At 75.0% G+C, this 25,517-nt stretch carries 22 protein-coding genes; 4 read left to right on the top strand and 18 right to left on the bottom strand.

Annotation, left to right across the window (positions count from 1 at the left end):
• Nucleotides 1-2 precede the first annotated feature (2 nt).
• Together PH191_RS09195 and PH191_RS09200 are read left to right on the top strand one after the other, a co-directional pair.
• Complete coding sequence (locus PH191_RS09195; RefSeq protein WP_274194311.1) at nucleotides 3-806, top strand: IclR family transcriptional regulator; 804 nt, start codon at nucleotides 3-5, stop codon at nucleotides 804-806.
• A 104-nt stretch (nucleotides 807-910) separates the two neighbouring features.
• Nucleotides 911-2,077 (top strand): RtcB family protein, encoded by a 1,167-nt coding sequence (locus PH191_RS09200; RefSeq protein WP_274194312.1) that lies wholly within the window; start codon nucleotides 911-913, stop codon nucleotides 2,075-2,077.
• A 15-nt stretch (nucleotides 2,078-2,092) separates the two neighbouring features.
• Here PH191_RS09200 and PH191_RS09205 read toward each other — a convergent pair whose 3' ends face one another.
• From PH191_RS09205 to guaB, 6 genes are all read right to left on the bottom strand, one after another.
• Complete coding sequence (locus PH191_RS09205; protein WP_274194313.1) at nucleotides 2,093-5,353, bottom strand: bifunctional cytochrome P450/NADPH--P450 reductase; 3,261 nt, start codon at nucleotides 5,351-5,353, stop codon at nucleotides 2,093-2,095.
• Between the two features lie 17 nt (nucleotides 5,354-5,370).
• Nucleotides 5,371-6,054, bottom strand: coding sequence for a hypothetical protein (locus tag PH191_RS09210; RefSeq protein ID WP_274194314.1), 684 nt, complete (start codon nucleotides 6,052-6,054; stop codon nucleotides 5,371-5,373).
• Entirely contained in the window at nucleotides 6,051-6,206 is a 156-nt protein-coding gene (locus PH191_RS09215; protein WP_274194315.1) for a hypothetical protein, read from the bottom strand. Before PH191_RS09215 ends, PH191_RS09210 begins: the two co-directional genes overlap by 4 nt.
• A 20-nt stretch (nucleotides 6,207-6,226) precedes the next feature.
• Nucleotides 6,227-9,046 (bottom strand): ATP-binding protein, encoded by a 2,820-nt coding sequence (locus PH191_RS09220; protein ID WP_274194316.1) that lies wholly within the window; start codon nucleotides 9,044-9,046, stop codon nucleotides 6,227-6,229.
• A gap of 84 nt (nucleotides 9,047-9,130) precedes the next feature.
• Nucleotides 9,131-10,267: a GuaB3 family IMP dehydrogenase-related protein gene (locus tag PH191_RS09225; RefSeq protein WP_274194317.1), complete on the bottom strand. Its 1,137-nt coding sequence runs from the start codon at nucleotides 10,265-10,267 to the stop codon at nucleotides 9,131-9,133.
• Between the two features lie 18 nt (nucleotides 10,268-10,285).
• Nucleotides 10,286-11,791 carry an IMP dehydrogenase gene (gene guaB, locus PH191_RS09230; RefSeq protein ID WP_274194318.1) on the bottom strand — a complete coding sequence of 502 codons (1,506 nt, stop codon included), beginning with the start codon at nucleotides 11,789-11,791 and terminating at the stop codon, nucleotides 10,286-10,288.
• Nucleotides 11,792-11,874: 83 nt separating this feature from the next.
• Between guaB and PH191_RS09235 the strand changes: the two genes are divergently transcribed.
• Nucleotides 11,875-12,264, top strand: coding sequence for a DUF5319 domain-containing protein (locus tag PH191_RS09235; protein ID WP_274190714.1), 390 nt, complete (start codon nucleotides 11,875-11,877; stop codon nucleotides 12,262-12,264).
• 65 nt (nucleotides 12,265-12,329) lie between these two features.
• Here PH191_RS09235 and PH191_RS09240 read toward each other — a convergent pair whose 3' ends face one another.
• The 3 genes from PH191_RS09240 to PH191_RS09250 form a co-directional block, all read right to left on the bottom strand.
• A complete protein-coding gene (locus PH191_RS09240) occupies nucleotides 12,330-13,223 on the bottom strand; it encodes an anti-sigma-D factor RsdA (protein WP_274194319.1) in 894 nt (297 codons plus the stop codon).
• On the bottom strand, nucleotides 13,224-13,802 hold the full coding sequence (locus tag PH191_RS09245; RefSeq protein WP_274194704.1) for a sigma-70 family RNA polymerase sigma factor: 579 nt from the start codon (nucleotides 13,800-13,802) through the stop codon (nucleotides 13,224-13,226).
• A gap of 335 nt (nucleotides 13,803-14,137) precedes the next feature.
• The gene (locus tag PH191_RS09250) at nucleotides 14,138-14,734 is read right to left on the bottom strand and encodes a response regulator transcription factor (protein ID WP_116709579.1); all 597 of its coding nucleotides are present in this window, start codon (nucleotides 14,732-14,734) and stop codon (nucleotides 14,138-14,140) included.
• A 628-nt stretch (nucleotides 14,735-15,362) separates the two neighbouring features.
• On the opposite strand from PH191_RS09250, the gene PH191_RS09255 reads away from it, so the two are divergent.
• A complete protein-coding gene (locus tag PH191_RS09255) occupies nucleotides 15,363-15,659 on the top strand; it encodes a WhiB family transcriptional regulator (protein ID WP_274190717.1) in 297 nt (98 codons plus the stop codon).
• A gap of 117 nt (nucleotides 15,660-15,776) precedes the next feature.
• On the opposite strand, the gene groL is transcribed toward PH191_RS09255, so the two are convergent.
• The 9 genes from groL to glmS all read right to left on the bottom strand — a co-directional run bounded on the left by groL (nucleotide 15,777) and on the right by glmS (nucleotide 25,467).
• A complete protein-coding gene (gene groL, locus PH191_RS09260; protein WP_274194320.1) occupies nucleotides 15,777-17,408 on the bottom strand; it encodes a chaperonin GroEL in 1,632 nt (543 codons plus the stop codon).
• 93 nt (nucleotides 17,409-17,501) lie between these two features.
• On the bottom strand, nucleotides 17,502-17,813 hold the full coding sequence (gene groES / locus PH191_RS09265) for a co-chaperone GroES (protein ID WP_274190719.1): 312 nt from the start codon (nucleotides 17,811-17,813) through the stop codon (nucleotides 17,502-17,504).
• A gap of 129 nt (nucleotides 17,814-17,942) precedes the next feature.
• A complete protein-coding gene (gene rimI, locus PH191_RS09270) occupies nucleotides 17,943-18,437 on the bottom strand; it encodes a ribosomal protein S18-alanine N-acetyltransferase (protein ID WP_274194321.1) in 495 nt (164 codons plus the stop codon).
• A complete protein-coding gene (gene tsaB / locus PH191_RS09275; protein ID WP_274194322.1) occupies nucleotides 18,434-19,150 on the bottom strand; it encodes a tRNA (adenosine(37)-N6)-threonylcarbamoyltransferase complex dimerization subunit type 1 TsaB in 717 nt (238 codons plus the stop codon). The genes rimI and tsaB overlap by 4 nt, the downstream gene beginning before the upstream one ends.
• 10 nt (nucleotides 19,151-19,160) lie before the next feature.
• Nucleotides 19,161-19,703, bottom strand: a complete 543-nt coding sequence (locus PH191_RS09280) for a tRNA (adenosine(37)-N6)-threonylcarbamoyltransferase complex ATPase subunit type 1 TsaE (protein ID WP_420791773.1) — start codon at nucleotides 19,701-19,703, stop codon at nucleotides 19,161-19,163.
• The gene (locus PH191_RS09285; protein ID WP_274194323.1) at nucleotides 19,700-20,899 is read right to left on the bottom strand and encodes an alpha/beta fold hydrolase; all 1,200 of its coding nucleotides are present in this window, start codon (nucleotides 20,897-20,899) and stop codon (nucleotides 19,700-19,702) included. Before PH191_RS09285 ends, PH191_RS09280 begins: the two co-directional genes overlap by 4 nt.
• On the bottom strand, nucleotides 20,896-22,065 hold the full coding sequence (alr, locus tag PH191_RS09290; RefSeq protein ID WP_274194324.1) for an alanine racemase: 1,170 nt from the start codon (nucleotides 22,063-22,065) through the stop codon (nucleotides 20,896-20,898). Before alr ends, PH191_RS09285 begins: the two co-directional genes overlap by 4 nt.
• Nucleotides 22,062-23,525 carry an NAD(P)H-hydrate dehydratase gene (locus tag PH191_RS09295; RefSeq protein ID WP_274194325.1) on the bottom strand — a complete coding sequence of 488 codons (1,464 nt, stop codon included), beginning with the start codon at nucleotides 23,523-23,525 and terminating at the stop codon, nucleotides 22,062-22,064. Before PH191_RS09295 ends, alr begins: the two co-directional genes overlap by 4 nt.
• A gap of 67 nt (nucleotides 23,526-23,592) precedes the next feature.
• Entirely contained in the window at nucleotides 23,593-25,467 is a 1,875-nt protein-coding gene (gene glmS / locus PH191_RS09300; protein ID WP_274194326.1) for a glutamine--fructose-6-phosphate transaminase (isomerizing), read from the bottom strand.
• Nucleotides 25,468-25,517: the final 50 nt, after the last annotated feature.

Raw genomic sequence — 25,517 nt, forward strand, 5'->3', positions numbered from 1 at the left:
GCGTGGCCCCCGCCGGCGCGCAGGACGACGAGCCCGAACCGCAGGGCGCGACGGGCGCCTCCCGTCAGGGCATCCAGTCGGTCGAGATCGCGATGACGGTGCTGGACGCCCTCGAGCGCGGCGGCGGGCCGATGAGCCTCACGCAGATCGCGCACGCCAGCGGGATGGGCGCGAGCAAGGCGCACCGCTACCTCGTGAGCCTGGGGCGTGCGGGGATGGTGGCGCAGTCGCGCAGCTCCGGGCTCTACGACATGGGTCCGGCGCTGCGGCGCCTCGGCGCCGAGTCGCTGCGGCGCATGGACGAGGTCGGGCTGGTCTCGCAGTACATCCCGGGCCTGCGCGACCGCACGGGCCACGCCGTCAACCTGGCGGTGTGGGGCGACCACGGGCCGGTCATCGTGCGCTGGGACTACGGCGCCTACGCCCTCCCGATCACCGTGCGCGTCGGGGCGACGATGCCGATGCTGACGTCGTCGGTGGGCCGGGTCTACCTCGCCCACCTGCCCCGCTCGCTCACGGAGCCCGTGCTGCGCGCCCAGGAGGCCGACACCGGCGCCGGCTCGGCGCGCGAGGTCGACGCCGTCGTCGAGGAGGTCCGGCGCCTCGGCTACGCCCGGACCTCGGGCGGTGTCATCCCCGGCATCGCCTCGGTGGCCGCGCCGGTGCTCACCACCGGCGACTCCCTCCCGCTCGTCGTCGCCCTGGCCCTGCCCGAGCGCGCGGCGTCGGAGGACGTCCTGCGCGACGTGACCGTGGCGCTGCTGGAGGCCACCGCCGCGATGTCCGCGGAACTCGGGGTGGCGTGAGCTCCGGAACGGAAGCCCCGGGAATCCGGCGGCGCCCGACCCGATCTCCCGGTTAGCGTCCTGTCCCGTCCGAGGCACCCGAGCCGCGGAGAGGAGACAGCACAGTGCAGAAGGTCAGCGAGCGTTTGGTCAACTGGGCGTCGATCCTCGACGCGCGCACGCGGGAGCAGGCCGAGCGGACCGCGGCGATGCCGTTCATCCACCCGCACGTCGCGCTCATGCCCGACGCGCACCTCGGCCGGGGTGCGACCGTCGGGTCGGTGATCCCGACCCTGCGGGCGATCATGCCGGCGGCCGTGGGCGTCGACATCGGCTGCGGGATGGCGGCGGTCCGGACGCAGTTCGACGTCGGGGAGCTGCGCGCGAAGGGATCGCTCGCGCCGCTGCGGGAGTCGATCGAGCGGGCGATCCCGCTCGGGGCCGGGCACCACAACCGGAAGGTCGTGGCGACCTCGGTGCCGCGGGTCGAGGAGCTCACGCACCTCGCCGAGGAGGCCGGGTTCGACCCGTCGCGGGTCAAGTTGGGGTGGGAGGCGCAGCTCGGCACGCTGGGCAGCGGCAACCACTTCATCGAGGTCACCGTCGACGAGGCCGACCGGGTGTGGCTGTTCCTGCACTCCGGATCCCGGGGCGTGGGCAACAAGATCGCCCAGCGGCACACGGCCGTGGCGCGCGAGGCCTGCGCCGGCGTCGACCTGCCCGACCCGGACCTCGCCTACCTCACCGAGGACACCGAGGAGTTCTGGACCTACATCCGCGAGCTGCGGTGGGCCCAGCACTACGCCCTGCTCAACCGCGAGGAGATGATGGACCGGGTGGTGCGGCAGACCTCGGAGTTCGTCGGCACCGAGGTGGTCGAGCAGGAGCGGATCTCCTGTCACCACAACTACACCGAGTCCGAGGAGCACTTCGGCGAGCAGGTCTGGGTCTCCCGGAAGGGCGCCATCGACGCCTCGGCGGGCCGGGCCGGCCTGATCCCGGGGTCGATGGGCACCGCGTCGTACGTGGTGGCCGGCAAGGGCGAGCCCGAGTCGCTGCACAGCTCGCCCCACGGGGCGGGCCGGGCGTACTCGCGGACCGCGGCCCGGAAGACCTTCACGCACGACCAGCTGCGGGAGGCCATGGCCGGGATCGAGTTCCGGGACACCGAGGCGTTCCTGGACGAGATCCCCGGGGCGTACAAGGACGTCGACGTGGTCATGGCCGACGCCGCTGACCTCGTCGAGGTGCGCCACACCCTGCGCCAGATCGTGAACGTGAAGGGCACGTAGGGCACGCCCCGCCGCCTACACCACCGCGGTCTCGCCCCAGATGTCCTCGAGGTAGCGGCTCGACGCCCGCAGGCCCGCGAGCCAGGCCTCGCCGTCGGCCGCGCCCGCGCCGGTCTTCGCACGGAACACCGCGACCAGCGCCGCGCGCACCCCCGGCGCCATGGTCGAGGCGTTGCCGCACACGTAGACGACGGCGTCCTCCTGCATCGCCGCCCACACCTCGTCGGCGGCGCCCTCGAGCGCGTGCTGGACGTAGCGGTACGGCGAGCCCGGCACCCGCGAGTACGCCGGGAACAGCGTGGCCACGCCCGCCTTCTCGTGGGCCGCGAGCTCGTCGGCGTAGAGCAGGTCGTCCTCGGGGTCGCGGCAGCCGAGGAACAGCAGCGAGCGCGCGATCGGGACGCCGCGCGCCCGGAGCGACTCGCGCTCCTGGAGGAACCCGCGGAACGGGGCCATCCCCGTCCCCGCCCCCACCATGATCATCGGGACGTGCGGGTTCTCCGGCGGCCGGAAGCTGATGCTCGGCGAGCGGACGAAGGTGAACACGGTGCCGCCCTCGGGGACGTCGCCCAGGTGCCCTGAGCACACGCCCCGGAACGTCGCCCCGTCACCCGCGCGCGCCGGGCCCTCGAGCACCCCGACGGTCAGCGCGACCTCCGACGCCGTCTGCGGCGACGACGAGATCGAGTAGAACCGCGGGCGCAACGGGGGCAGCAGGTCGAGGAACGTCGCGAACGGCAGGTCGCACTCCGGGTGGGCCTCGAGCAGCTCGACCAGCGTGCGCCGGGGCTTGGCGATCTGCTCCCGGTAGCGCGCCTTCGCCTCGTGGTCGCTCGCCGCCAGACCCGCGAGCTCGTCGCGCGCCGGACCCTCGGGCATCGCCGCGGCCATTGCGGTGAGGCCCGCGCGGCTCGCGACGTCCTGCAGCTCCACGCAGCCCACGAGGATGCCGAGCAGCGGGTAGGGCTCGCCGACGGGCAGGTGGGTCGGCGCGCTGCCGTTCGCGGTGAGCGTCACGAACTGGCCCCCGTCGAGCCCGAAGCGGGCGATGACGCGGTTGACCAGCCCGATCGGGTTGCGGGGCAGCACCCCGAGGTGGTCACCGGTCGCGTAGGTCGCGCCGGCGGGCAGCGCGATCTCGAGGTGCCGCACCGAGCGGCCGCCGGGTGTACCGGCGCGGGCGGTGAGCTCGCGGTTCACGCGCACCGTGGCCGCCTGGCCCCGGTAGGACTGCAGCACCGGGCTCGCGGTGCGCCGCTGCTCGAGCGTCACGGACAGGCGCGGTCCGCCGTCGGCCGTCGCCGTCGTCGAGGCGTCCAGGCCCAGGGCGGCGCCGAGGCCGTCCCAGAGCCCCGCGTACCAGTCCTCGAACTGCGCGTCGAAGTCGCCGCGGGCGTCACCCTCGCCGCGCGGGTACACGCGGGTGGCTCCCCGGGCCTCGAGTCCGCGGTCGACGCGCATCGGCACGGCCTGGTACGTCGCGGCCCAGTCGCGGTTGCCGCACCCGAAGACCGTGTACTTCACGCCCGTGGCCGAGGACCCCGAGCCGTCCAGCCAGGCGCAGAACTTGCCCGCGTTGTCGGGCGGCTCCCCGTTGTACGACGACGTCACGACGACCACGGCGCCCTCGCTCGGCAGCTCGCCGACGGTCTCGTCGAGCGCGGCGGTGCGCGCGGTGTAGCCGCGGTCGCCCGCGTTGCGGGCGATGCGGGTGGCGAGGTCCTCGGCGGCGCCGAGGTTGGAACCGAACAGCACGAGCAGCGGCGTGCCGTGCCGGTCGGCCGCCGCCACCGGCAGTGAGGCGCTGCGCGGCTCGGCGACCGCCGCCGGCGCCGGCCGGGACCCGCCGGTCCCCCAGGTGCGGCCCGACCGCGGGCGCACCCGGATGGTCAGCCCCTCCGGCTTCAGGGTGAGCGACTCCTTGATCTCGAGCTGGTAGTCCGCGTGGTCGACGAGCTCGAAGCGGTGCATGACCATCGCCAGCACCAGCGTCGCCTCCTGCATGGCGAACTGGCGCCCGATGCAGGCGCGCTGGCCCGAGCCGAAGGGCCGGAAGGCGTTGGGCGGCAGGGCGTCGCGGCGCTCCGGCGCGAAGTGCTCGGGGTTGAAGTCCTCGGCGTCGTCACCCCAGACCCCGGGGAGCCGGTGCAGCATCGGTGTCAGCGCGATGATCGACTGCCCGGGGTCGAACGGGCCCCAGCCGCCCACCGTGGTGGTCTCGCGGGCCTGGCGCGTGAACGCGGGCGCGGTCGGCCACAGGCGCAGCGTCTCGTCGAGGATCTGCCGGATGTAGCCGAGCTGCTGGATCTGCGACACGGTCGGCGCCACCGAGGGATCGGTGCCGAACACCCGGTCGATCTCCTCCTGGGCCTTCGCCACCACCTCGGGGTGTTTGAGCAGGTACGCGATGGCGAACGAGAGCAGCCCGCTGGTGGTCTCGTGGCCGGCGACGAGGAACGTGACGCACTGGGCGACGATGTTGTGGTCGGGCAGGGCGTTCCCCTGCTTGTCGGTGCCGACGAGCATGTGCCCGAGCAGGTCGTTCCCGGGGTCCCCGGACGCCTTCCGCTCGTCGAGGATCCGCTGGACCGTGTCGTCCATGTACTTCGCGTCGGCCATCAGCTTGCGCTGGGCCCCGCGCCGCAACGGCAGCAACGCCGGGGGCACCTGCTGGCGGTGCTGCGTCTCGTGCAGCGCGCCCATCATGGCCTCGACGAACGGGTGCTGGGTGTCGCGGTAGAACGAGTTGAACCGGTAGCCGAAGCCGCAGAGCGCGATGGTGTCGAGGGTCAGCCGCGTCATGTCGGCGGCGACGTCGATGTCCTCGTCGGGGTTGGCGCGCTCCCACTTCAGGCACAGCTGTTCGGCGATGTCGATCATCGGGTCGACGTAGCCCTTCATCGCCCACGTCGAGAAGCTGGGCAGCAGGATGTCGTGCGCCGACTTCCAGAGCGGGTCCTCGGTGTCGGCCGTGAAGAGGCCCGCGCTCTTGTGGGTCTTGCGGAACTCCCGCTGGCTCAGCCCGACGAGCTTGTCGAAGCGGCTGTCGTCGCAGAGGTCGTCCACCATCTCGAGGCCCGAGACGACGTAGCGGGTCCCCGACGGCGAGCTCACCGCGTAGATCGGCCCGTACTGCCGGGTGAGCGCCATCAGGTCCTGGATCAGCGTCGCCGGGTGGACGTCGCGGACGTTGCCCAGCAGCGGCACACCCTTGGGCCCGGGGATGTCGGCGACGGTCCGGGACGGGGCCGCGGCGCTCGAGGTGGGGGTGGTCATGGCTCGCTCCTGGAGGGTCAGCGCGGGGCGGCGACGGCGGGGGACTCGGGTGCACTGCGGACCGCGCGGTCGTGGCGCAGGAGCACGACGGCGACGAGCAGCACCCAGGCCGGGAGGACGAGCAGGCTCGCGGGGTGGTCGGTCGCGGTGATCAGCAGCCAGGTCGCGAGCACGTAGCCGGCGATCGCCACGCCGCGGGGCATGACGCCCGCGCTGCGCAGGAGCGTCGTCGTGGTCAGCGCGAACATGCCGGCACCGCGCACGGAGAACACGAACACCAGGCCGTAGCCGAGCCCGGACAGAGCACGGGCGGCTTCCGGGGCCAGCGGCGGGCCGCCGCCGAGGGTCGTCACGAACACCGGCGTCGCGAGGGCGGCGGTGCCCGCGAAGAGCAGGGCGACGAACAGCACCCCGGAGAGCAGGTTGAGGCCGTTCGCCATGGCCGAGGGGGCCGGTGCCAGCGTGTCGAGCACGGAGCGCAGGGCGACGACGAACCAGAGGAACGCGATCCCGGCCAGCGGCACGAGGTAGAGCGCCACGGCGGTGACGACGGTGTTGCCGGCCCCGTCGTAGAACGTCCCGTACGCCTCGTCGGGGGCGCCGAGGTGCGGCACGCCGTCGACCACCACGAGGGCCGCGACGAACAGGCCCGCGAAGACGAGACCCATCACGGCGGCGAGCCGCGGCGTCGCGGGCTTCACCGCTCGTCCTGCACGGCCTCGGCCTGCAGGTCCTCGAGGACCCGCAACAGGTCGAGCGTGCCGGAGAACGCCTGCTCCCGGCCGGTCTCGGTGATCACGGTGCCCTCCAGGCGCCCGTCGGGGGTGCGGAGGAGATCGACGCTCAGGTGCATGCCGGCCTCCTCGCCGCTCGTCACCGTCGAGCGTGCGGCGCGGAGGGGACGGACGCCCCGGCCGGACCTTCCAGTCGGGCTTCCAGTCGTGTGCGCAGCTCGCGCCGGGAGGTCACGCCGAGCTTCGCGTAGACGTTGCTGAGGTGGTAGGCGACGGTGCGCGGGGTGATGTAGAGGTCGCGCCCGACCTCGCGGTTCGTCAGCCCGCGCGCGACGAGGGCGACGACGGCCTCCTCGTGCGGGGTCAGCCCGAGCGCGCCGGGATCGCTGCTGGTCGGCGCCGGCGTGAGCCCGGCGGCGTGCAGCAGCTCCTCGGCGCGGGCGCACCACGGGGCGGCACCGAGGCGGGCGAGGGTGTCGCGGGCGCCGCGCAGGAGGTCGACGCCGGCCCGGCGCTCGCCGGCGGCGAGCAGGCGGCGCCCGATCTCGGTCTCCAGGCGGGCCACCGCGTGCGGGGCGAGGACGTCGGCGACGCCGGCCTCGGCCACCGAGCGCCAGGGCGCGCCGAGCCGGGCCCGCAGCCGCGCGACGTCGACGGCGTACCGGCCGGTGGCCCGCGGGGCGAGGTCGTCGAGCGCCGCCGTGGCCTCGCCGACCCGGCCCAGGGCCAGCAGCGCCTCGACCTCGAGCACCCGCGGGGCGAGCACCCCGAGCCCGTCGGCCGCCGCCCGCACCGCCGGCTCCTGCGCCGGCGCGAGCGCCCGCAGCACGGCGTGGGGATCGTCCTCGACCTCCGCGAGCACCGCCCCCGCGACCGCCGCGCACAGGTCGACGCCCCACCAGTGCGGGCCGAGCGTCGTCGCCGCCGCGAGGTGGGTCCGTGCCTCGTCCCCGCGTCCCCGGATCGCCAGCGTCTCCGCCGCGAACGTGTGCGCGAGCGCGCCCGGCAGCGCCGTCCCCCCGTCGCGGGCGAGCGTGATGGCCAGCTCGAAGCCCTCGACCACGCCGTCGGGGATCCCGATGCGGTCCGCGACGGCGGGGCGGAAGGCCAGGGCGAGGGCCAGCGCCCGCACCGGCTCGCCCGCCCGCGCGCGGTGGACGGCCTCGTCGAGGTGCAGCGACGCGGCCGCGTCGTCGCCGCCGAGCGTCGCGAGCATCCCGCGCAGGGTCAGCGCGTCGACCGGTGGCGCGCGCCCGTCGTCGCCCCCGGCGCGGTCGAGGACCGCTCGGGCGTCGTCGCCGTGCCCCGCGACCGCGAGCCCCAGGATCAGCGCCAGGCCCGCCGGGAGGCGGACGTCGTCGCCGCGGGCGGGGTGGGCGAGCGCGACGCCGGCGGTCTCGATCGCCCGGGCCGGGTCGCCGCGCAGCAGATGCAGCACCGCGAGGTGCGCGGCGGCCCCGGCACGCGCCCGGTCGCCCGGCCGTCCGTCCCCCGGCGCACCCGTCGCCAGCGCCGCCTCCAGACGTTCGCGGGCCACGCCGAACCGTCCGGTGACGAGCGCCAGCTGGCCGAGCACCGCGGTGCGCCAGGGCCCCGGTCGGCACCCCTCGACCGCGCCCTCCAGGGCCACCGCCCGCGCGACCTCGCCGTCGGCGAGCAGCCGGGACGCCGCCGCGAGCAGCCGACGCTCGCGGTCGTCCGGGTCGGTGCTGAGGTCGGCGGCCGCACACAGCAGGTCGGCCGCCTCGGAGCCGGCGAGCGCCGCGCCCGGCTCGCCGACCAGGCCCTCGAGCTCGGCGGCGAGCTCCGGGTCCGGGCCGGCGGCCGCCGCCACCCGGTGGTCGAGCGCGGCGCGGCCCGAGAGGAGGCCCGCCGAGGTCGCGTGCAGCGCGCGGCGCCGCATCGGCGGCAGGTCCCCGCGGATCGCGGCCCGCACGAGGGGGTGCACGAACCCGATCCGGACCGTCGGCCCGCCGGGGAGCTCCTCGACCAGGCCCATCCCGACCGCCTCGTCGAGCGCGGCGGCGGGGTCGTCGAGGCCCGCGACGGCGGCGGCGAGCGCGAGCGGGGCGCTCTCGCCGAGCACCGACGTCGCGACCACCAACGCCTCGGTCGCCGACGCCGCACGGGCGAGGCGCACGAGCACCACCGACGAGAGGCTGCGCGGAGCCGGCAGCGCGTCGGCGCTGCCCGCCAGCACCTCGGGCGGCAGTTCCTCGAGCAGCGTCCGCGCGTGCAGCGGGTGGCCCCGGGTGTGGCGCCACAGCCGCTCGGCGGCGCCGGTGGAGCCCAGCGGACGGCCGACGGCGGCGGCGAGCTCGGAGAGCTCGGCGGGCTCGAGACCCTCGAGGCGCACGCGGCGGATCGCCCGCCCCGCGGCCGGGAGGCGCTCCCACCAGGCGTCGGCGGGGGCCGACTCGTGCGCGTCGGGCCCGGTCCCCGCGACCCGCACGCCGGCCAGCACGAGGACCCGGTCGTGGCGCAGCCGTCGCAGCGTGAACACCAGCACCCGCACCGAGGCCGGGTCGGCCCACTGCAGGTCGTCGAGCACCAGCAGCACCGGATCCTCGTCCGGCAGGGCCCCGAGCGCACCGAGCAGGTCGGCGCCCACCGCCAGCGGGTCGGCCCGCGGGTCGCGGTCGGGGCGCAGCAGCGGGAAGCGGTCCAGCAGGGCCGGCGGGAGGTCCGCCAGGAGCTGGTCGAGCAGCCCGTGCGCGAGCCCGGTCTCCGCGGCGTCGCCGGTGGCCGTGAGGACGGCGGACGCCCGTCGCCCGGCCACGGCACGGGCGAGGACCGCGCTCTTGCCGGCGCCGGCCTCGCCCTCCACCCACACGACGCCCGGCCGCCCGGCGCGCGCGGCGTCCCAGGCCTCGTCGACGAGCGCCAGCGGTCCGCGGCGCCCGACGAACACGGGAGCCGACGCACGCCGAGGCCACGGGGCCTGCGGGTGCGCGGTCATGAGGGCGACCTGAGCGCACCCGTCGTCGCCTGTCCAGGCCCACTTCCGTGGGAGACCGGATGATCGCCCTGCGTGGTCACCGGGTCAGCGGCGCACGGACAGCCCCACGCGCTGGAACTCCTTGAGGTCCGAGTAGCCGGTCTTGGCCATCGCGCGGCGCAGGGCGCCGAAGAGGTTCATCGTCCCCGCGCCGGAGCGGGCGGGCCCGGTCAGGACGGTCGCGAGATCGGGCGCGACGGTGGGCACGCGGGTGATCCCGCTGCGGGGCAGCGACGGGTGCGCGGCCGACGCGGTCCAGTACCAGCCCGCGCCCGGGGCCTCCTCGGCCGCGGCGAGCTGCTCGCCGAGCATCACCGCGTCCGCTCCGCAGGCGATGGCCTTCGCGATGTCGCCGGACGTGCCCATCGCGCCGTCGGCGACGACGTGGACGTAGCGCCCGCCGGTCTCGTCGAGGTAGTCGCGCCGCGCGGCGGCGGTCTCGACGAGCGCGGTGGCCATCGGCACCCCGATGCCCAGCACGGCGTCGGTGGACGTCGCGGCGCTCTGGCCGTAACCGACGATGACGCCGGCGGCGCCGGTGCGCATGAGGTGCATGGCCGTGCGGTAGTCGGCGACCCCGCCCGCGACGACGGGGATGTCGAGCCCGTCGATGAAGTCCTCGAGGTCGAGCGGGCCCTCGGCGCCGTCGTCCTCGCCGCCCACGTGCTCGGCGGAGATGATGGTGCCCTGCACCACGAGCACCTCGACGCCCGCGGCCAGCAGGGTCGGGGTGAGCTCCCGGGCGTGCTGCGGGCTCACGCGCGCCGCGACGGTGGCGCCACCGGCCCGGATGCGCTCGAGCGCCTCGGTGAGCAGGGCGGGCTGCACCGGCGCGGCGTGCAGGCGCTGCAGCTCGGCGACGGCGTCGGCCGGGTCGGTGGCGGCGCGGCCGACCACCTCGGCCAGCACCTTCTCGGCCTCGGCGTGCCGCGCCCACAGGCCCTCGGCGTTGAGGACGCCGAGCCCTCCGAGCCTGCCGACCTCGGCGGCGGTGGCCGGGGAGACCACGGCGTCCGTCGGGTGCGTCAGCAGCGGGAGCTCGAAGCGGTAGGCGTCGAGCTGCCAGGCCGTCGACACCGCCGACGACGAGCGCGTCCGGCGCGACGGGACGATGTCGAGATCGTCGAACACGTAGCTGCGCTGGGCGCTGCGGCCCCGACCGATCTCGACCTGCTCGCGCACGCGGGAGGTCCTTCCTGGCTAGCGCGCGCCGTAGTTCGGCGCCTCGGCGGTCATGGTGACGTGGTGCGGGTGCGACTCGGCGAGCCCGGCGGCGGTGATGCGCACCATGTGCGCCCGCTGCAGCTCCTCCGTGGTCCGCGAGCCCGTGTAGCCCATGGCCGCCCGCAGTCCGCCGACGAGCTGGTGGGCCACCTGGGCCAGCGGCCCTCGGAAGGGTACGCGTCCCTCCACGCCTTCGGGCACCAGCTTGTCGTCGGAGAGGACGTCGTCCTGGAAGTAGCGGTCCTTGGAGTAGGACCCCTGCCGCCCGCGGGTCTGCATCGCCCCCAGCGAGCCCATGCCGCGGTAGGTCTTGAACTGCTTGCCGTCCAGCAGGACGAGGTCGCCCGGCGTCTCCGCGGTGCCGGCCAGCAGCGACCCGAGCATCACCGTGCTCGCACCGGACGCGAGCGCCTTCGCGATGTCGCCGGACGACTGCAGCCCGCCGTCGCCGATCACCGGGACACCGGCCGGCGACGCGGCCGCCGCGGCCTCGTGGATCGCGGTGATCTGCGGGACGCCGACCCCGGCGATGACGCGCGTGGTGCAGATCGAGCCCGGGCCGACGCCGACCTTGATGGCGTCCGCCCCCGCGTCGACGAGCGCCTGGGCGCCCGCGCGGGTGGCGACGTTGCCGCCGACGACCTCGACGCGCTCGCCGAGCTCCTGCTTGAGCTTCGCGACCATCGCGGTGACGGCGCGGGAGTGCCCGTGCGCGGTGTCGACGACGAGGACGTCCACGCCGGCGTCGACCAGGGCCATCGAGCGCGACCAGGCGTCGTCACCGACGCCGACCGCCGCGCCGCAGAGCAGGCGGCCGTCGGGGTCCTTGGTGGCCATCGGGTACTGCTCGGTCTTGACGAAGTCCTTGACCGTGATCAGGCCGCGCAGGATCCCGGCGCCGTCGACGAGCGGGAGCTTCTCGATCTTGCGTCGGCGCAGCAGGCCGAGCGCGGCCTCGGCCGTCACGCCCACCTGCGCGGTGACGAGGTCCTCGGAGGTCATGACCTCGCGGACGCGACGCGAGTGGTCGACCTCGAAGCGCATGTCCCGGTTGGTGATGATGCCGACGAGCCGGCCGGACTCGTCGACCACGGGCAGCCCGGAGATCCGGAACTTGGCGCAGAGCGCGTCGACCTCGGCGAGGGTGTCGTCGGGCGAGCAGGTCACCGGGTCGGTGACCATCCCGGCCTCGGACCGCTTGACCACCTCGACCTGCGCCGCCTGCGCCTCCGCCGGCAGATTGCGGTGGAGCACGCCCATGCCGCCCTGACGGGCCATCGCGATGGCCATCCGCGACTCCGTGACCGTGTCCATCGCCGAACTCACGAGCGGGACGCGCAGGGTGACCCGGCGGGTCAGCCGCGCGGACGTGTCGGCCTCGGAGGGCACCACGTCGGACTCGGCCGGCAGGAGCATGACGTCGTCGAAGGTCAGGCCGAGCAACGCGAACTTCTCGGGCAACCCGGGCTCGGTCAACACCATGGGGTCAATCGTAGTCGCGCCGCCGACCGGTCCCCCGGGCGCGCGGACCGCCGCCGCGTGACGCGCGCCGTGAGACGGGTAAATTGCTGGTCGTGCCGTACGAAGCGTTGCCGCCCGATCCGTTCGCGGGAGATCCCGCGGACCCCGCCCGCGCGCTCGGGGGGCCGGACGCCGACGCCGCCGACGACGCGCCCCTCGACGACGCCGAGCGCGACGAGGTGGTGGCCGACCTCGGCGACCTCGCCGTGTTCGAGGCCCTGCTCGCGCCCCGCGGCGTCCGTGGCGTCGTGGTCGACTGCGAGGACTGTTCCGAGCAGCACTACCACGACTGGGACCTCCTGCGGGCGAGCCTCCAGCAGCTCCTCGACGAGGGGCACATGCGCCCGCACGAGCCCCCCTTCGACCCGGACCCCGCGTCCTACGTCACCTGGGAGTACTGCCGCGGGTTCGCGGACGCGACGCTCGCGGAGTAACCCTCCTCACGCACGAACGGCCCGGTCCCCTCGCGGGGGCCGGGCCGTTCGGCGTTCGGGGTGGGTCAGCCCGTGGCGGTCGTCGCACCGGGGCTGGAGGACATCCCGTTGGTGGTGGTCGAGGGCGGCGGGTCGTCGGCGCCACGGGTGTCGGGGGCCGGCGGGTCGGCCGGGGATGCCGGGTCGGCGGGCGACGGGGAGGCGTCCTCGGGCGTGCCCGGGGACGCCTCCACCGGGCTCGGCGTCGCGGTGTCGTCCGCGGTCTGCTGCCCTGCCCCCGACGACGGCGCCGTGCTCGGCTCGGAGCCGGCGGGCTCGCGGGACGAGGGCGACGGGTCGGACTCGATCGAGCTCTGCACCCGGTCGCGCTCCTGGACCAGCGGGGCCCGCTGCTCGGGCGCCACCTGCGGGATCGCGATGTTGGCCTGGGCCAGCTCGTTGCGGGCCGCCGTGGTGTCGCCCCGCGCCAGGGCGCCGTTGGCGGCCTCGATGCGGTTGCGGACCTCCTCGACGCGCTCGACACCCTGCGCGCGCTCGGAGAAGAAGACCTTGGAGACACCCCAGAGCGTGTCGCCCGGCATCGCGCCGTGGACCGCGACCGTCAGCCCGGCACAGGCGACGGCGGCCGCGACCGCGGCGATCGCGAACGGCATGCGTCGACGGCCGCGCGAGCGCAACCGGTCGCGCGACTCGTGCCCGGCGGCGACGGCCTCGGCCGCCTCGTCCAGGGAGACGAGCTCCGGCATCGGGTCGGCCTCGATGTCCGCCCGCCACGCGGCGAGGATCGCCGCGAGACGGTCGTCGTCGTCGGAGCCGCCGAATCCGTAGCCGTCGGCCCCTCCGCCGGCACCGCCGGCGAGCGCGTCGATCAGGGCGTCGTCCGCCCGGACCGCTGCGAGGTCGACGGGGCCGTCGACGAGGTCACCCTCGGACCCGCCCGACGCCCGGTGGCCGCCCACTCAACTCACCTCTTCCGAGATCGCGGACACGGCGGTCCGCAGCTTCGACAGGGCCCGGTGCTGTGCCACCCGCACAGCGCCGGGAGTGGATTCGACCGCTTCCGCGGTCTCCTCCGCTGACAATCCAACGACGACACGCAACACGAGGATTTCCCTCTGTTTGGGGGGCAGCGTGTCGAGCAGTTGACCCATCTGGACGGACAACGCTCCGTTGAGTGCCCGCTGCTCAGGGCCGTCCCGGGGATCGAGCTCCTCGGGGAGCTCCTCCACGGGTTCGGAGCGGCTGCGGGCGACCGAACGGTGGGCGTCGACCACCTTGTGGGCCGCGATCCCGTACACGAACGCGAGGAACGGGCGGCCCTGGTCGCGGTAGCCCGGCAGCGCTGTCAGCACGGCGAGACACACCTCCTGGGCCACGTCGTCGGCGGAGACCGCCGACCGTTCCTGCCGGCCGATGCGCGCACGGCAGTACCGCACGACCAACGGCCGGATGATCGCGAGAACGCGGTTGAGAGCCGAGCGGTCGCCGTCGTTGGCGGCGGCCACCAGACCCTCGAGGTCGTTCCCTGCTTCGCTCATCGCTGCGCGTGGCCCCGGTGTTACGCGGGGCGGTGGCACCGGGCGCATCGGCCTTGATGTCGACACGGGGTCCACCGCCGGACGGACCGACGTCCCGGCCGAGGTGAGGTGACCGGACGACGGGTTGGTCGGATCAGCGTAGCGGGCGGTCTGCGGGCCCTGCGCGGCCCAGGAAGCGGGTGGTGCGGCGTTCGCCCGATCCGGGCCACGCCACCGATCCGCCGCGCGGTGCACCGCGCGGGGGATCCCGATCACCGGCGTCGGGACGTCGTCGGCGTGCATCCCTCGGGTCACGTCGCCGGCACCCCCCGAACGTCCGTCGTTCCGGTATGCGGTCAGGAGACCAGGCCCCGTCGGAAGCCGTGTGCCACGGCCTGCGCGCGGTCACGGACGCCCAGCTTGCGGAACAGGCGGCGGGCGTGGGTCTTGACGGTGTCCTCGGAGAGGTAGAGCTCGCGGCCGATCTGGCCGTTGCTCTTGCCCTGGGCCATGCCGCGCAGCACCTGCAGCTCCCGCTCGGTGAGCTGGACGCCGGAGTCGGCCGGGGTGCGCGGGGCGGGCACCGAGGTGCTCGCGAGGGTGTGGGCCAGCGCGGCGACGAGCTCGGGACGCGAGGCGTCCCAGCGCAGGTAGCCGCGGGCACCGCCGGCGATCGCCGCGGCGATGCTGCCGGAGTCGTCGGGGGCGCCGAAGACGATGACGTTGGCCTGCGGGTGGGCGGCCACCAGGCGGCGCGTGGCCTCGACCCCGGTGGGCACCGCGCGCTGGGTGCCGACGAGCACGACGTCGACGGTCTGCCGCGAGAACCGCGTGAGCAGCTCGTCGCCGTGGGCGACGCAGTCGATGCGGTGGACCCCCGGGACCGCGGACATCACCCTCGTGAGGCCTTCACGGACGCTGCGACGGTCGTCGCAGATCAGCACCGTGGTCACGGGAGCTCCTTTCTGCACGGACGCAGCAGCCGATGAGCGAGCACTCTCCCCCATCGGCACCCGGAGCGACGAGCTTGACCCGCCGCCGGCGCTCTTTTCGCCGGGGCGCGTCGACCCCGGCTCGCGTCCGCGGTCGAGTCCGCGCTCGACGTGCCGGTCCATGCGCTCTCCTCACGACGGGCGCGGGGCTGTCCACGCCTCGATGGGGCCGAGGGCCTCCACGGCCTCCCGGCTCCGCCCGGTACGACAACCGGACGAGCGTGACGACCCTCCCCCTGTCCAACGTCCCAGCGACCTTACGGTGACGACCGGAGATCCACCGGATACGACCGTCCGGCGACCTCCCGTGTACTCCGCGTGCGGAGGATGATCACGGATCGGAGCCGGTTCGGCAAGCACCCCTGCATGTAGGCGACCGTTCGCCGTGAGGGATGGCGCACGTCGCAAGCTCTTGTCCGGTCGCGCGCAACCGCCATAGGGTCCTCATCGGTGGTCGCGGTCCGCGCCGTCGTGGGCACGGTCAGTGACGGCCACCGGGAGCGCGAACCGCACGGAGGCGGACCACACCGACCCCCGTGCGGACGCGCGGAGCAGCCGGACCCACGGGTCCTCGCGTAGGAGGTGGCTCATGGCGGACGTCCGCCGGCTTCCGGGACCCAATGCCGACATCTGGGACTGGCAGCGACTCGGATCCTGCCGAGGCATGGACAGCGCGTTCTTCTTCCACCCCGACGGTGAGCGCGGCCCCGCCCGTGCGCACCGCGAGCGCCGGGCGAAGGCGGTGTGCCGCGACTGTCCGGTGGTCGAGCCGTGCCGCCGGCACGCCATCGCCGCCGGCGAGCCGTACGGCATCTGGGGCGGCATGTCGGAGTCCGAGCGGGTCGCGGTCGCCACCGGGCGCCCGCGCCGTCTCACGAGCGGCTGAGCCGCTTCCCGACCCCACAGACACGGAGGGCCCCACCGCGGCTGCGGTGGGGCCCTCCGTGTGTCATCTCCGGCTCACCGAACACCGGAGCGCGACAGCCGCTTTCGGCGCGGCTGACTAGTGGCCGTGCCCGTGGCCGTGGCCGTGGCCACCGCCCGCGGCAGCGGGCTCCTCGTCGACGGGCTTGTCCACCACAGCACTCTCCGTGGTCAGGACCATGCGCGCGATCGAGGTGGCGTTCTCCAGCGCGGAGCGCGTCACCTTGACCGGGTCGATGATCCCGGTCTCCATGAGGTCGCCGTAGGTGCCGGCCGCGGCGTCGTAGCCGGTGCCCCAGCCCGCCTCGGCGACGTGCGCGGCGACGACCGAGCCCTCGAGCCCCGCGTTGCGGGCGATGGCCCGCAGCGGCGCCGAGAGCGCCCGGCGCACCAGGGCCACGCCCGTGGCCTCGTCGCCGGTGAGGCCGAGACCGCCCTCGAGCTCGGCCGAGGCGTGCAGCAGCGCGCTGCCGCCGCCGGGGACGATGCCCTCCTCGACCGCCGCACGCGTGGCGGCGATCGCGTCCTCGATGCGGTGCTTGCGCTCCTTCATCTCGGTCTCGGTGGCCGCACCGACCTTGATCACCGCGACGCCGCCGTGGAGCTTGGCCAGCCGCTCCTGGAGCTTCTCGCGGTCCCAGTCGGAGTCGGTCTCGCCGATCTCACGCCGGATCTGCGCGATGCGCGCGTCCACGGCCTCCTTGGAGCCGCCACCCTCGACGAAGGTGGTGGTGTCCTTGGTGATGACCGCGCGGCGCACGCTGCCGAGCACCTCGGGACCGGCGTCGGACAGCTTGGTGCCGGTCTCGGGGTTGACCACCGTCGCGCCGAGCGCGGCGGCGAGGTCGTCCATGAACGCCTTGCGGCGGTCGCCGAAGAACGGCGCCTTGACCGCGGCGACCTTCACCGTCTTGCGGATCGAGTTCACCACGAGCGTCGAGAGCGCCTCGGCCTCGACGTCCTCGGCGATGATCAGGAGCGGCTTGCCCGACTCGACGACCTTCTCCAGCAGCGGGAGGAGGTCCTGGATCGCGCTGATCTTGTCCCGGTTCAGCAGGACCTGGGCGTCCTCGAGGACCGCTTCCATCGAGTCGTTGTCGGTGACGAAGTAGGGCGAGATGTAGCCCTTGTCGAACTGCAGACCCTCGGTGATCTCCAGCTCGGTCGCCAGCGTCGAGGCCTCCTCGACGGTGATGACGCCGTCCTCGCCGACCTTCTCCATCGCCTCGCCGATGAGGTCGCCGATCGTCTGGTCGCGGGACGCGACCGCGCCGACGGCGGCGATGCCCTGACGGCCGTCGACCGGGGTGGCGCGCGAGCGCAGCACCTCGGTGATCTTCTCGGTGGCGGCGACCATGCCGGCACCCAGCGAGGTGGGGTTGGCGCCCGCGGCGAGGTTGCGCAGGCCCTCGGCGACCAGCGCCTGGGCGAGGACCGTGGCCGTCGTGGTGCCGTCGCCGGCGACGTCGTTGGTCTTGGTGGCGACGTTCTTCGCCAGCTGCGCACCGAGGTTCTCGAAGGGGTCCTCGAGCTCGATCTCGCGGGCGATGGTGACGCCGTCGTTGGTGATCGTCGGACCACCGAACTTCTTCTCCAGCACGACGTGACGCCCCCGCGGTCCGAGGGTCACCACGACCGCACCGGCCAGCTGGTCGACGCCGCGCTCCAAGGCGCGGCGGGCGGTCTCGTCGAACGTGATCTGCTTGGGCACTGACCTACCTTTCGTGACGCGAGACGACGCCGCCCCGGTCACCCCGTCCGGGGCCACCGGGGCGGCATCGCTGTGCTCTGTGGAGCGGCGTCGTTAGTTGACGACCGCCAGCACGTCGCGCGAGGAGAGGATCAGGTAGTCCTCGCCGTTGTACTTGATCTCGGTGCCGCCGTACTTCGAGAACACGACGACGTCACCCACCGCGACGTCGAGCGGGATGCGGTTCCCGTTGTCGTCCACGCGGCCCGGGCCCACGGCGAGGACCTTGCCCTCCTGGGGCTTCTCCTTCGCCGTGTCCGGGATGACGATGCCCGAAGCGGTCGTCGTCTCGGCCTCGCTGGCCTGCACGACGAGCTTGTCCTCGAGCGGCTTGATGTTCACGCTGGCCACGTCGGTGACCTCCACCTGTCTGGGGTCGGAGCGATATACGCCTGTATGGGCTCCACGGCGCCGGTGGTCCGACCCGTCGTCGCGGGTGCCGGGGCGGCTCCGACGCCGTGCTGTTGGCACTCTATCCCCGAGAGTGCCAGGTCATCAACGAGGGTCCGACGCGGGCGGGTCGCCGGCCGGCGGGCGCTTCATCGTGTACGCGTCCGCTCCCGAGGAGTAATAGCGGCGGCGGGTCCCGACGATCGCGAACCCGGTCACGCGGTACAGGTGCTGCGCGGCCTCGTTGTCGGTGCGGACCTCGAGGTACGTGGTCGCCCCGATCCGATCGGCGGCCGTGAGCAGGCCGTCGAGCACCGCGCGTCCGATGCCGCGCCCCTGGTGGCGGGGGTCCACGCCGATCGTGTGGATCTCCGCCTCGGCGTGCTGCCCGAGCCGCGCCGGGAGCAGGGCGATGCCGCCGTAACCGACGAGCTCCCCCGCGCTGCGGGCGGCGAGGTAGACGTGGCCCGCGCGCAGCTCGTCGCGGAACGCCCGCGCGCTCCACGGGTCGTCGCCGGGGAACAGGACGGCCTCGAGCTGCGCGCACCGGTCGGCGTCGTCGGGGGTGAGGGCGTCGACGACGACGTCGGTGCTGGTCATGCGCGCGTGACGGTCTTCGGCGCGCCGGGCGGGACCGCGTCGGGGCGGCGCAGGTAGAGCGGCGCCAGCGGTGCGGGCGTCGTCCCCGTGCGCAGGGCGGCCGCGGCGACGGCGACCAGCCCGGCGGGGGTGGGGCCGGGGACCTCGACCTCGGCTCCGATCTGGGCAGCCGCGTCGCCCACGATCCGGTCCACCGGGCCGAGGTCGTTCTCCAGGCGCTCGGCGAGTACGGCGGGGGCGACGACCTCGGGGCCGTGGGTGCGGACCCCGTCGACCACGAGGCTCCAGTAGACCTCGCGGCGGCGGGCGTCGGTGACCACCAGGACGCGAAGCGGTGGGGGGAGCACGCCGATAGGGGAGCCGGACCCTTCGGACAGGACGCGGCCCGGCAGATCCGCGGCCATCGCGTCGTGGGTGCCGACGCCGTGCACCGGGATCCCGAGCGCGTCGCCCATCGCCGCCGCGGTGACGAGCCCGACGCGCAGGCCCGTGAACGGCCCGGGGCCGAGTCCGGCGACGACGGCGTCGAGGTCGCGGCGGGTGCGCCCGGCCTCGGCCAGGGCGTCGCGGACGGCGGGGGCGAGGAGCTCGGCGTGGGCCCGGGCGCCGACGCCGTCGCGGGCGGCGAGCGTGACGGGGGGTCCGTCGGGATCCAGCTCGACCACGCCTGCGGTGATGCGGGCGGTGGCGGTGTCGAGGGCCAGGACGAGCACGTCCGAGACCCTACGAGCCGGGGTCCCCGCCGCCGACGAGGCGGGCGGGGCCCTCGAGCACGGCGACCCGCACTTCCGGCGCATCGGGCGTCCCGGTGCGGTCGAGCCGGACCGTCAGGTGCTCGGCGGCGAGGTGCTCGGCGACCCCCTCGCCCCACTCGATCACCACGGCGGCGCGGGTGAGGTCGGTGTCGAGGTCGAGGTCGTCGAGCTGGGCGGCGACGTCGCGGGGGTCCGGGTCGCCGCTCGTCCCGACCCCGAGCCGGTAGGCGTCGACGTGGACGAGCACGACCCCGCGCCCGCCGAGGGCATCGGGCAGCGGCGGGTGCTCGCGGGCGATGACGAAGGTCGGCGAGCTCACCGGCCCCTCGACGCCGAGGCCCTCGCCGATGCCGGCGGCCAGGCACGTCTTGCCGGCCCCGAGCGGGCCCGCGAGCACGACGAGGTCGCCGGGCTGCAGGCGCGTGCCCAGCTCGTGCCCGAGGGCCGTCGTGTCCGCGGCCGTGGGCAGGACGACGCGACGTCCCGCCCCCACGGCACCCGGCCGGGTCACGCCCGTCGCCGGGGTCGGCGCAGCCCCCGGCGCGGTCGGTCGGCCGACGCGGCGCGTCCCGGGCGCAGGCGGCGCAGGACCTGGGTGCGGTGGGTGCAGCGGCGCAGGAGCTCGAGCAGGGCGGCGTCGAACTCGCCGGGCTGCTCGAGCATCGCCATGTGCCCGGCGCCCTCGAGGGGCAGGAGCTCGGCGTGCGGCATCTCTGCGGAGATCAGCTCGGAGTGCTCGTACGGGATCATCCGGTCCAGGGTCCCGCCCGCGACCAGCACCTCGCACTGGGAGAGCCCCGCGAGCGCCGCGCGGCGGTTGTGCGTGGAGAGCGTGTTGGCGAACGAGGTGAGCGCGTCGAGCGGGGTGGCCGCGATCGTCCGGTCGACCAGGTTCACCAGCGCCGGGTCGGTGGAGCGGTCGCCGAACGACAGGCCCTGCACGAACGCCCAGATGACGTTGCCGGCGGCGCGTCGCACGCGGTCGGCGAAGGCGGGCTGCCAGTGCGCCACCCGTCCCAGCACGTTGACCGTCGGGTTCCGGTGCGACAGCACGGCCTGCTTGAGCCCGCCGGCCATGACGTCGCCCGCCGAGGTGCAGACCAGGGCCACGCCCGCGACGCGCTCCTTGAACAGCTTCGGGTTCCGCTCGGCCAGCGCCATGATCGTCATGCCGCCCATGGAGTGCCCGACCAGCACGATCGGGCCCTCGGGGACGACGGAGCGCAGGATCGCGTCGAGGTCGGCGCCGAGCTGGGCGATCGTGCACGAGCGCGCGCTCGCCTGGCCGGAGCGGCCGTGGCGGCGCTGGTCGTAGAGCACGGTGCGCACCGCGGGCTCGGTGAGCTCGGAGAGCATCCGGCGCTGGAAGTGCCAGCACTTGCGGTCGAGGGCGAACCCGTGGACGAGCACGACGGTCAGCTCGGGCTTCGCGCCCGGGGTGACCGGGTCGATCTCCTCGACCGAGAGCCGCACCCCGTCGTCCGCGGCCACGGACGACTCGCGGCCCGGCGGGAGCATGCCCAGCTTCGAGGGGTGGGCCTTCTCCTCCTCGGAGAGGCGCGCCCGCTGGCGCAGGATGCGGTGGCGCGCCCGGCCGGCCCCGACCGCACCCGCCGCGGCGGCGCCGCCCAGCACCGCGCCGGCCACGGCCCCCGCGACGCCGCCCGGGGAGACGCGGTGGTCGTGGCGGCCGTCGTCGCCGCTCACGCGCGGGGCCCGGAGGTCCGCGTGACACGGGGACGGCAGCCGACGCCCGTGACGACCTCGTAGTGGATGGTGTCGAGCCAGCGCGCCCACTCGGCGGCCGTCGGCTCGCCCGCGTCGCCGGGGCCGAACAGGACGACCTCGTCGCCGGGGGCGACGACCGCGTCGGCGGCCTCGGCGGCCGGCCCCAGGTCGACCACGACCTGGTCCATGCACACGCGCCCCACGACCGGTCGGCGCCGACCGGCCAGCTGCACCGTCATCGTCCCTCCGAGCCGTCGGGGCACCCCGTCGGCGTACCCCGTGGGGACCAGTGCGAGTACCCGGTCGCTGGGAGCGACCCATTCGTGACCGTACGAGACACCTTCCCCGGCGGCGATCCGTTTGACCAGCGCGACCCGGGTGCGGAACGTCATGACCGGACGCAGTCCGTGATGGTCCGGCGCCTCGAGCGGGTCGAGTCCGTAGACGGCGATGCCGGGCCGGACGAGGTCGAGGTGCAGGTCGGGGCGAGTGAGCGTGGCCGCGGAGTTCGCCAGGTGCCGCCACGGCGCGGGGCCTCCGAGGCGCGCCGTCGCCGCCCGCCAGGCCTCGTCGAGGCGGGCGGCCTGGACGTCGATGGTCGGGTGGGCGGGGGCGTCGGCGTGCGCGAGGTGCGACCAGACGGCGGCGACCTCGACCTCGCCCGCGACCCGGGCGTCCTCGGTGGCGTCGAGCAGCTCGGCCCAGGCGTCGGGCGGGCAGCCGTTGCGGCTCAGCCCGGTGTCGATCTTGAGGTGCACGCGGGCGGGCCGGCCGGCGCGGCGCGCCCCGGCGACGACGCCGTCGAGCTCCGCGCGCGAGGAGACCCCGAGGTCGACGTGGTCGGCCACCGCGGGGGCGAAGTCCTCGTCGGGCAGGTGCAGCCAGGAGAGCACCGGGGCGTCGATGCCGGCGGCGCGCAGCTCGGCGGCCTCGCCGAGGGTGCAGACGCCGAGCCAGGTGGCGCCGCTCGCCAGCGCCGTGCGGGCGACGTCGGCGGCACCGTGGCCGTAGCCGTCGGCCTTGACGACGGCCATCGTGGCGGCGCCGGAGCGTCGGGCGAGGCCGGCGAGCAGGTCGACGTTGTGGGCGAGGGCGTCGAGGTCGACGTGGGCCTCGACGCGGGGACGGCCGGTCGTGGTGGTCATGGGCGCGCCCCCCGGACCCGGCGGATCGCGGTCGGCAGGGCGGCCTGGACGTGCGACGCGGGCACCGGCGATCCGGGGCCCACGTCCGCGCCCGCCCCGATCTCGGCGGCGCGGGCGTGCACGAACGCCGCGCAGCCGCCCGCCCACCAGGGCTCGAGGCCGGCGGCGAGCAGGGCGCCGGCGACCCCGGAGAGCACGTCGCCGGAGCCCGCGGTGGCGAGCCAGGCGCTGCCCGCGGGGTGCACGAGCACGCGCCCGTCGGGCGCCGCGACGACCGTGGCGTTGCCCTTGAGCAGCACGGTCACCCCGAGGTCGGCGGCCGCGCGCCGGGCCGAGTCGACGCGGTCGTCGGTGAGCTCGGCGACGCGGGCGAACTCGCCGGCGTGCGGGGTGATCAGCACCGGGGCGCCCGCGGCCTTCTCCCGCAGCTCGGCGTGCTGGCCGAGCAGCGTCACCGCGTCGGCGTCGGCGAGCACCGGCAGGCCGGCGTCGAGGACGTCGCCGAGGGTCTGCGCGCCGGTGTCGTCGGTCCCGAGGCCCGGCCCGACGACCCAGGCCTGCACACGCCCCGCCTCGCCGACGGTGTCGGTGGCGACGATCTCGGGCCACACGGCGCGGACCTCGTCGGCGGCGCTGCCCGCGTACCGGACCATGCCGCTGGTGGACAGCGCCGCGGCGCCGGCGGCGAGGACGGCGGCGCCGGGGTAGGTCCGGGAGCCGGCGGCGATCCCGACGACGCCCTGGCTGTACTTGTCGTCGCCGGGCCCGGGCACCGGCCAGCGCGCGCCGACGTCGGCGGCGTCGAGCACGTCGACCGGGGCCGGCGGGAGCTCGGGACCGAGCCCGATGTCGATCAGGGTGACGGGGCCGCACAGGGCCGCGGCGAGCACGTGGACGGGCTTGCGCGCCCCGAACGTCACGGTGGCGGCGGCGCGGACGTGGTGCTCGCCCGGGACGCCGGTGAGCGGGTCGACGCCGCTGGGGGTGTCGACGGCGAGGATCGGGACGCCGGCGACCTGCGCGGCGTCCACCAGCGTGGCCGCCTCGGGCCGCAGGCCCCCACGGGCGCCGGTGCCGACGATCGCGTCGACGACGAGGTCGGCGTGGTGCACGGCCGCGACGCCGTGCTCGACGTCGGTGACGATGCGGCCGCGCTGTTTCCGCAGGGCCGCCAGCCCGGCAGGGTGTGCGCGGTCCGGGCTCAGCAGCACGGCGGTGACGGCGACGCCGCGGCGGCGCAGCTCGTCGCCGGCCCAGAGCCCGTCGCCGCCGTTGTTGCCCGCGCCGGCGAGGACGACGACCCGGCGACCGGCGACCCCGCCGGTGCGGCGCCGGAGCTCGGCGAGGGCGACCCGCGCGAGGCCGTGCGCCGCCCGCCGCATGAGCGCGCCCTCGGGGGTGCGCGCGAGCACGGGCTCCTCGGCGGCACCCACCTGCTCGGGCGTCCAGACGCCGTACACGGTTGCCTCCTCCGTCGGTATGTGAGCGATTTTCCCGGCTATAGCCGGGAAGATCGCTCACATAGGCCTACTCGACGGTGACGGACTTCGCGAGGTTGCGGGGCTTGTCGACGTCGTAGCCGCGGGCGCGGGCGACCTCGGCGGCGAAGACCTGCAGCGGGACGCTGGCCACGAGCGGCTGGAGCAGGGTCGACACCGCCGGGACCTCGATGAGGTGCTCGGCGAACGGGCGCACCGTCTCGTCGCCCTCCTCCGCCACCACGATCGTCCGGGCCCCGCGGGCCTGGATCTCGCGGATGTTCGAGAGCAGCTTCTGGTGCAGGATCGCGCGTCCCTTGGGCGACGGCATGACCACCACGACGGGCAGGTCCTGCTCGATCAGCGCGATCGGGCCGTGCTTGAGCTCGCCGGCCGCGAAGCCCTCGGCGTGCATGTAGGCGAGCTCCTTGAGCTTGAGCGCGCCCTCGAGGGCCACCGGGAAGCCGACGTGGCGGCCGAGGAACAGCACCGCCTTCGACGCGGAGAGCTCGCGGGCCAGCGCGCGGGTGGGCTCGACGACCGTCTGCAGCACGCGCGCCACGGCATCGGTGCTCGACTCGAGCTCCGCGTACTCGCGGGCGACCTCGTCGGCGTACTTCGTGCCGAACACCTGCGCCAGCGCCAGGCCGACGAGGTAGCAGGCGATGACCTGCGCGGTGAACGTCTTCGTCGCCGCGACGCCGACCTCGGGGCCGGCGTGGGTGTAGAGCACCGCGTCGGACTCGCGGGGGATCTGGGCGCCGTTGGTGTTGCAGATCGCCAGCACCCGGGCCTTCTGCTCGCGCGCGTGGCGCACGGCCTCCAGCGTGTCGGCGGTCTCGCCCGACTGGGAGATCGCGACGACGAGCGTGGAGCGGTCGAGCACCGGGTCGCGGTAGCGGAACTCGCTGGCGACCTCGACCTCGACCGGGATGCGGCACCAGTGCTCGATCGCGTACTTCGCGAGCAGGCCCGCGTGGTAAGCGGTGCCGCAGGCGACGACGAACACCTTGTCGATGTCGCGCAGCTCCTGGTCGGAGAGGCGCTGCTCGTCGAGCACGATGCGGCCGTCGACGAGGTGCCCGCGCAGCGTGTCGGCCAGCGCGGTCGGCTGCTCCTCGATCTCCTTCAGCATGAAGAAGTCGTGGCCGCCCTTCTCGGCGGCGGCGATGTCCCAGTCGACGTGGAACGGGCGGGTCTTGGCGGTGTCGCCGTGGAAGTCGGTGACGACGGCGCCGTCGCGGGTCAGCGTGACGATCTGGTCCTGACCGAGCTCGACCGCCTCGCGGGTGTGGTCGATGAACGCGGCGACGTCGGAGGCCACGAACATCTCGCCCTCGCCGACGCCGACCACCAGCGGCGAGGAGCGCCGGGCGGCGACGATCTCGTCGGGCCGGTCGGCGTGGGTGAACACCAGCGTGAACGCACCCTCGAGCCGCGCCACGACGGCGCGCACGGCGCCCGTGAGCCCGGCGCCCGGGTCGGCCTCGAACGCCCGCGCGACCATGTGGGCCGCGACCTCGGTGTCGGTGTCGCTGGCCAGCTCGACGCCCTCGGACTCGAGCTCGGCGCGCAGCGCGGCGAAGTTCTCGATGATCCCGTTGTGGACGACCGCGACCTTGCCGGTGGCGTCCTGGTGCGGGTGGGCGTTGCGGTCGGTCGGCGGCCCGTGGGTGGCCCAGCGGGTGTGCCCCATCCCGGTGGTCCCACCCCGCCCGGTGGGCTGGTCCGACGCCCCGTTCTCGGGCAGGACCGCGACGAGGTTGTCGAGCGGTCCGGCCGCCCGGTGCACCTCGAGCGACCCCGTCCCGTCGACGACCGAGACCCCCGCGGAGTCGTACCCGCGGTACTCCAGTCGTCTCAAACCATTGACGAGGACCTCTTGGGCTCCGCGCCAGCCGACGTATCCCACGATCCCGCACACGGGCCTCAGGGTAGACGCGACCGCTCGCGGCTCCTGCGGGTGCACGACCT

This window comes from Actinomycetospora callitridis, assembly GCF_028737265.1.
In the GTDB taxonomy this organism is placed as follows: domain Bacteria; phylum Actinomycetota; class Actinomycetes; order Mycobacteriales; family Pseudonocardiaceae; genus Actinomycetospora; species Actinomycetospora callitridis.

Bases quoted from the DNA above. Each gene is read 5' to 3' on its own strand.
- PH191_RS09205 (WP_274194313.1), bottom strand. From the start codon at position 5,353: ATGACCACCCCCACCTCGAGCGCCGCGGCCCCGTCCCGGACCGTCGCC.
- PH191_RS09215 (WP_274194315.1), bottom strand. From the start codon at position 6,206: ATGCACCTGAGCGTCGATCTCCTCCGCACCCCCGACGGGCGCCTGGAG.
- PH191_RS09220 (WP_274194316.1), bottom strand. From the start codon at position 9,046: ATGACCGCGCACCCGCAGGCCCCGTGGCCTCGGCGTGCGTCGGCTCCC.
- guaB (WP_274194318.1), bottom strand. From the start codon at position 11,791: ATGGTGTTGACCGAGCCCGGGTTGCCCGAGAAGTTCGCGTTGCTCGGC.
- PH191_RS09245 (WP_274194704.1), bottom strand. From the start codon at position 13,802: ATGAGCGAAGCAGGGAACGACCTCGAGGGTCTGGTGGCCGCCGCCAAC.
- PH191_RS09255 (WP_274190717.1), top strand. From the start codon at position 15,363: ATGGCGGACGTCCGCCGGCTTCCGGGACCCAATGCCGACATCTGGGAC.
- rimI (WP_274194321.1), bottom strand. From the start codon at position 18,437: ATGACCAGCACCGACGTCGTCGTCGACGCCCTCACCCCCGACGACGCC.
- alr (WP_274194324.1), bottom strand. From the start codon at position 22,065: ATGACCACCACGACCGGCCGTCCCCGCGTCGAGGCCCACGTCGACCTC.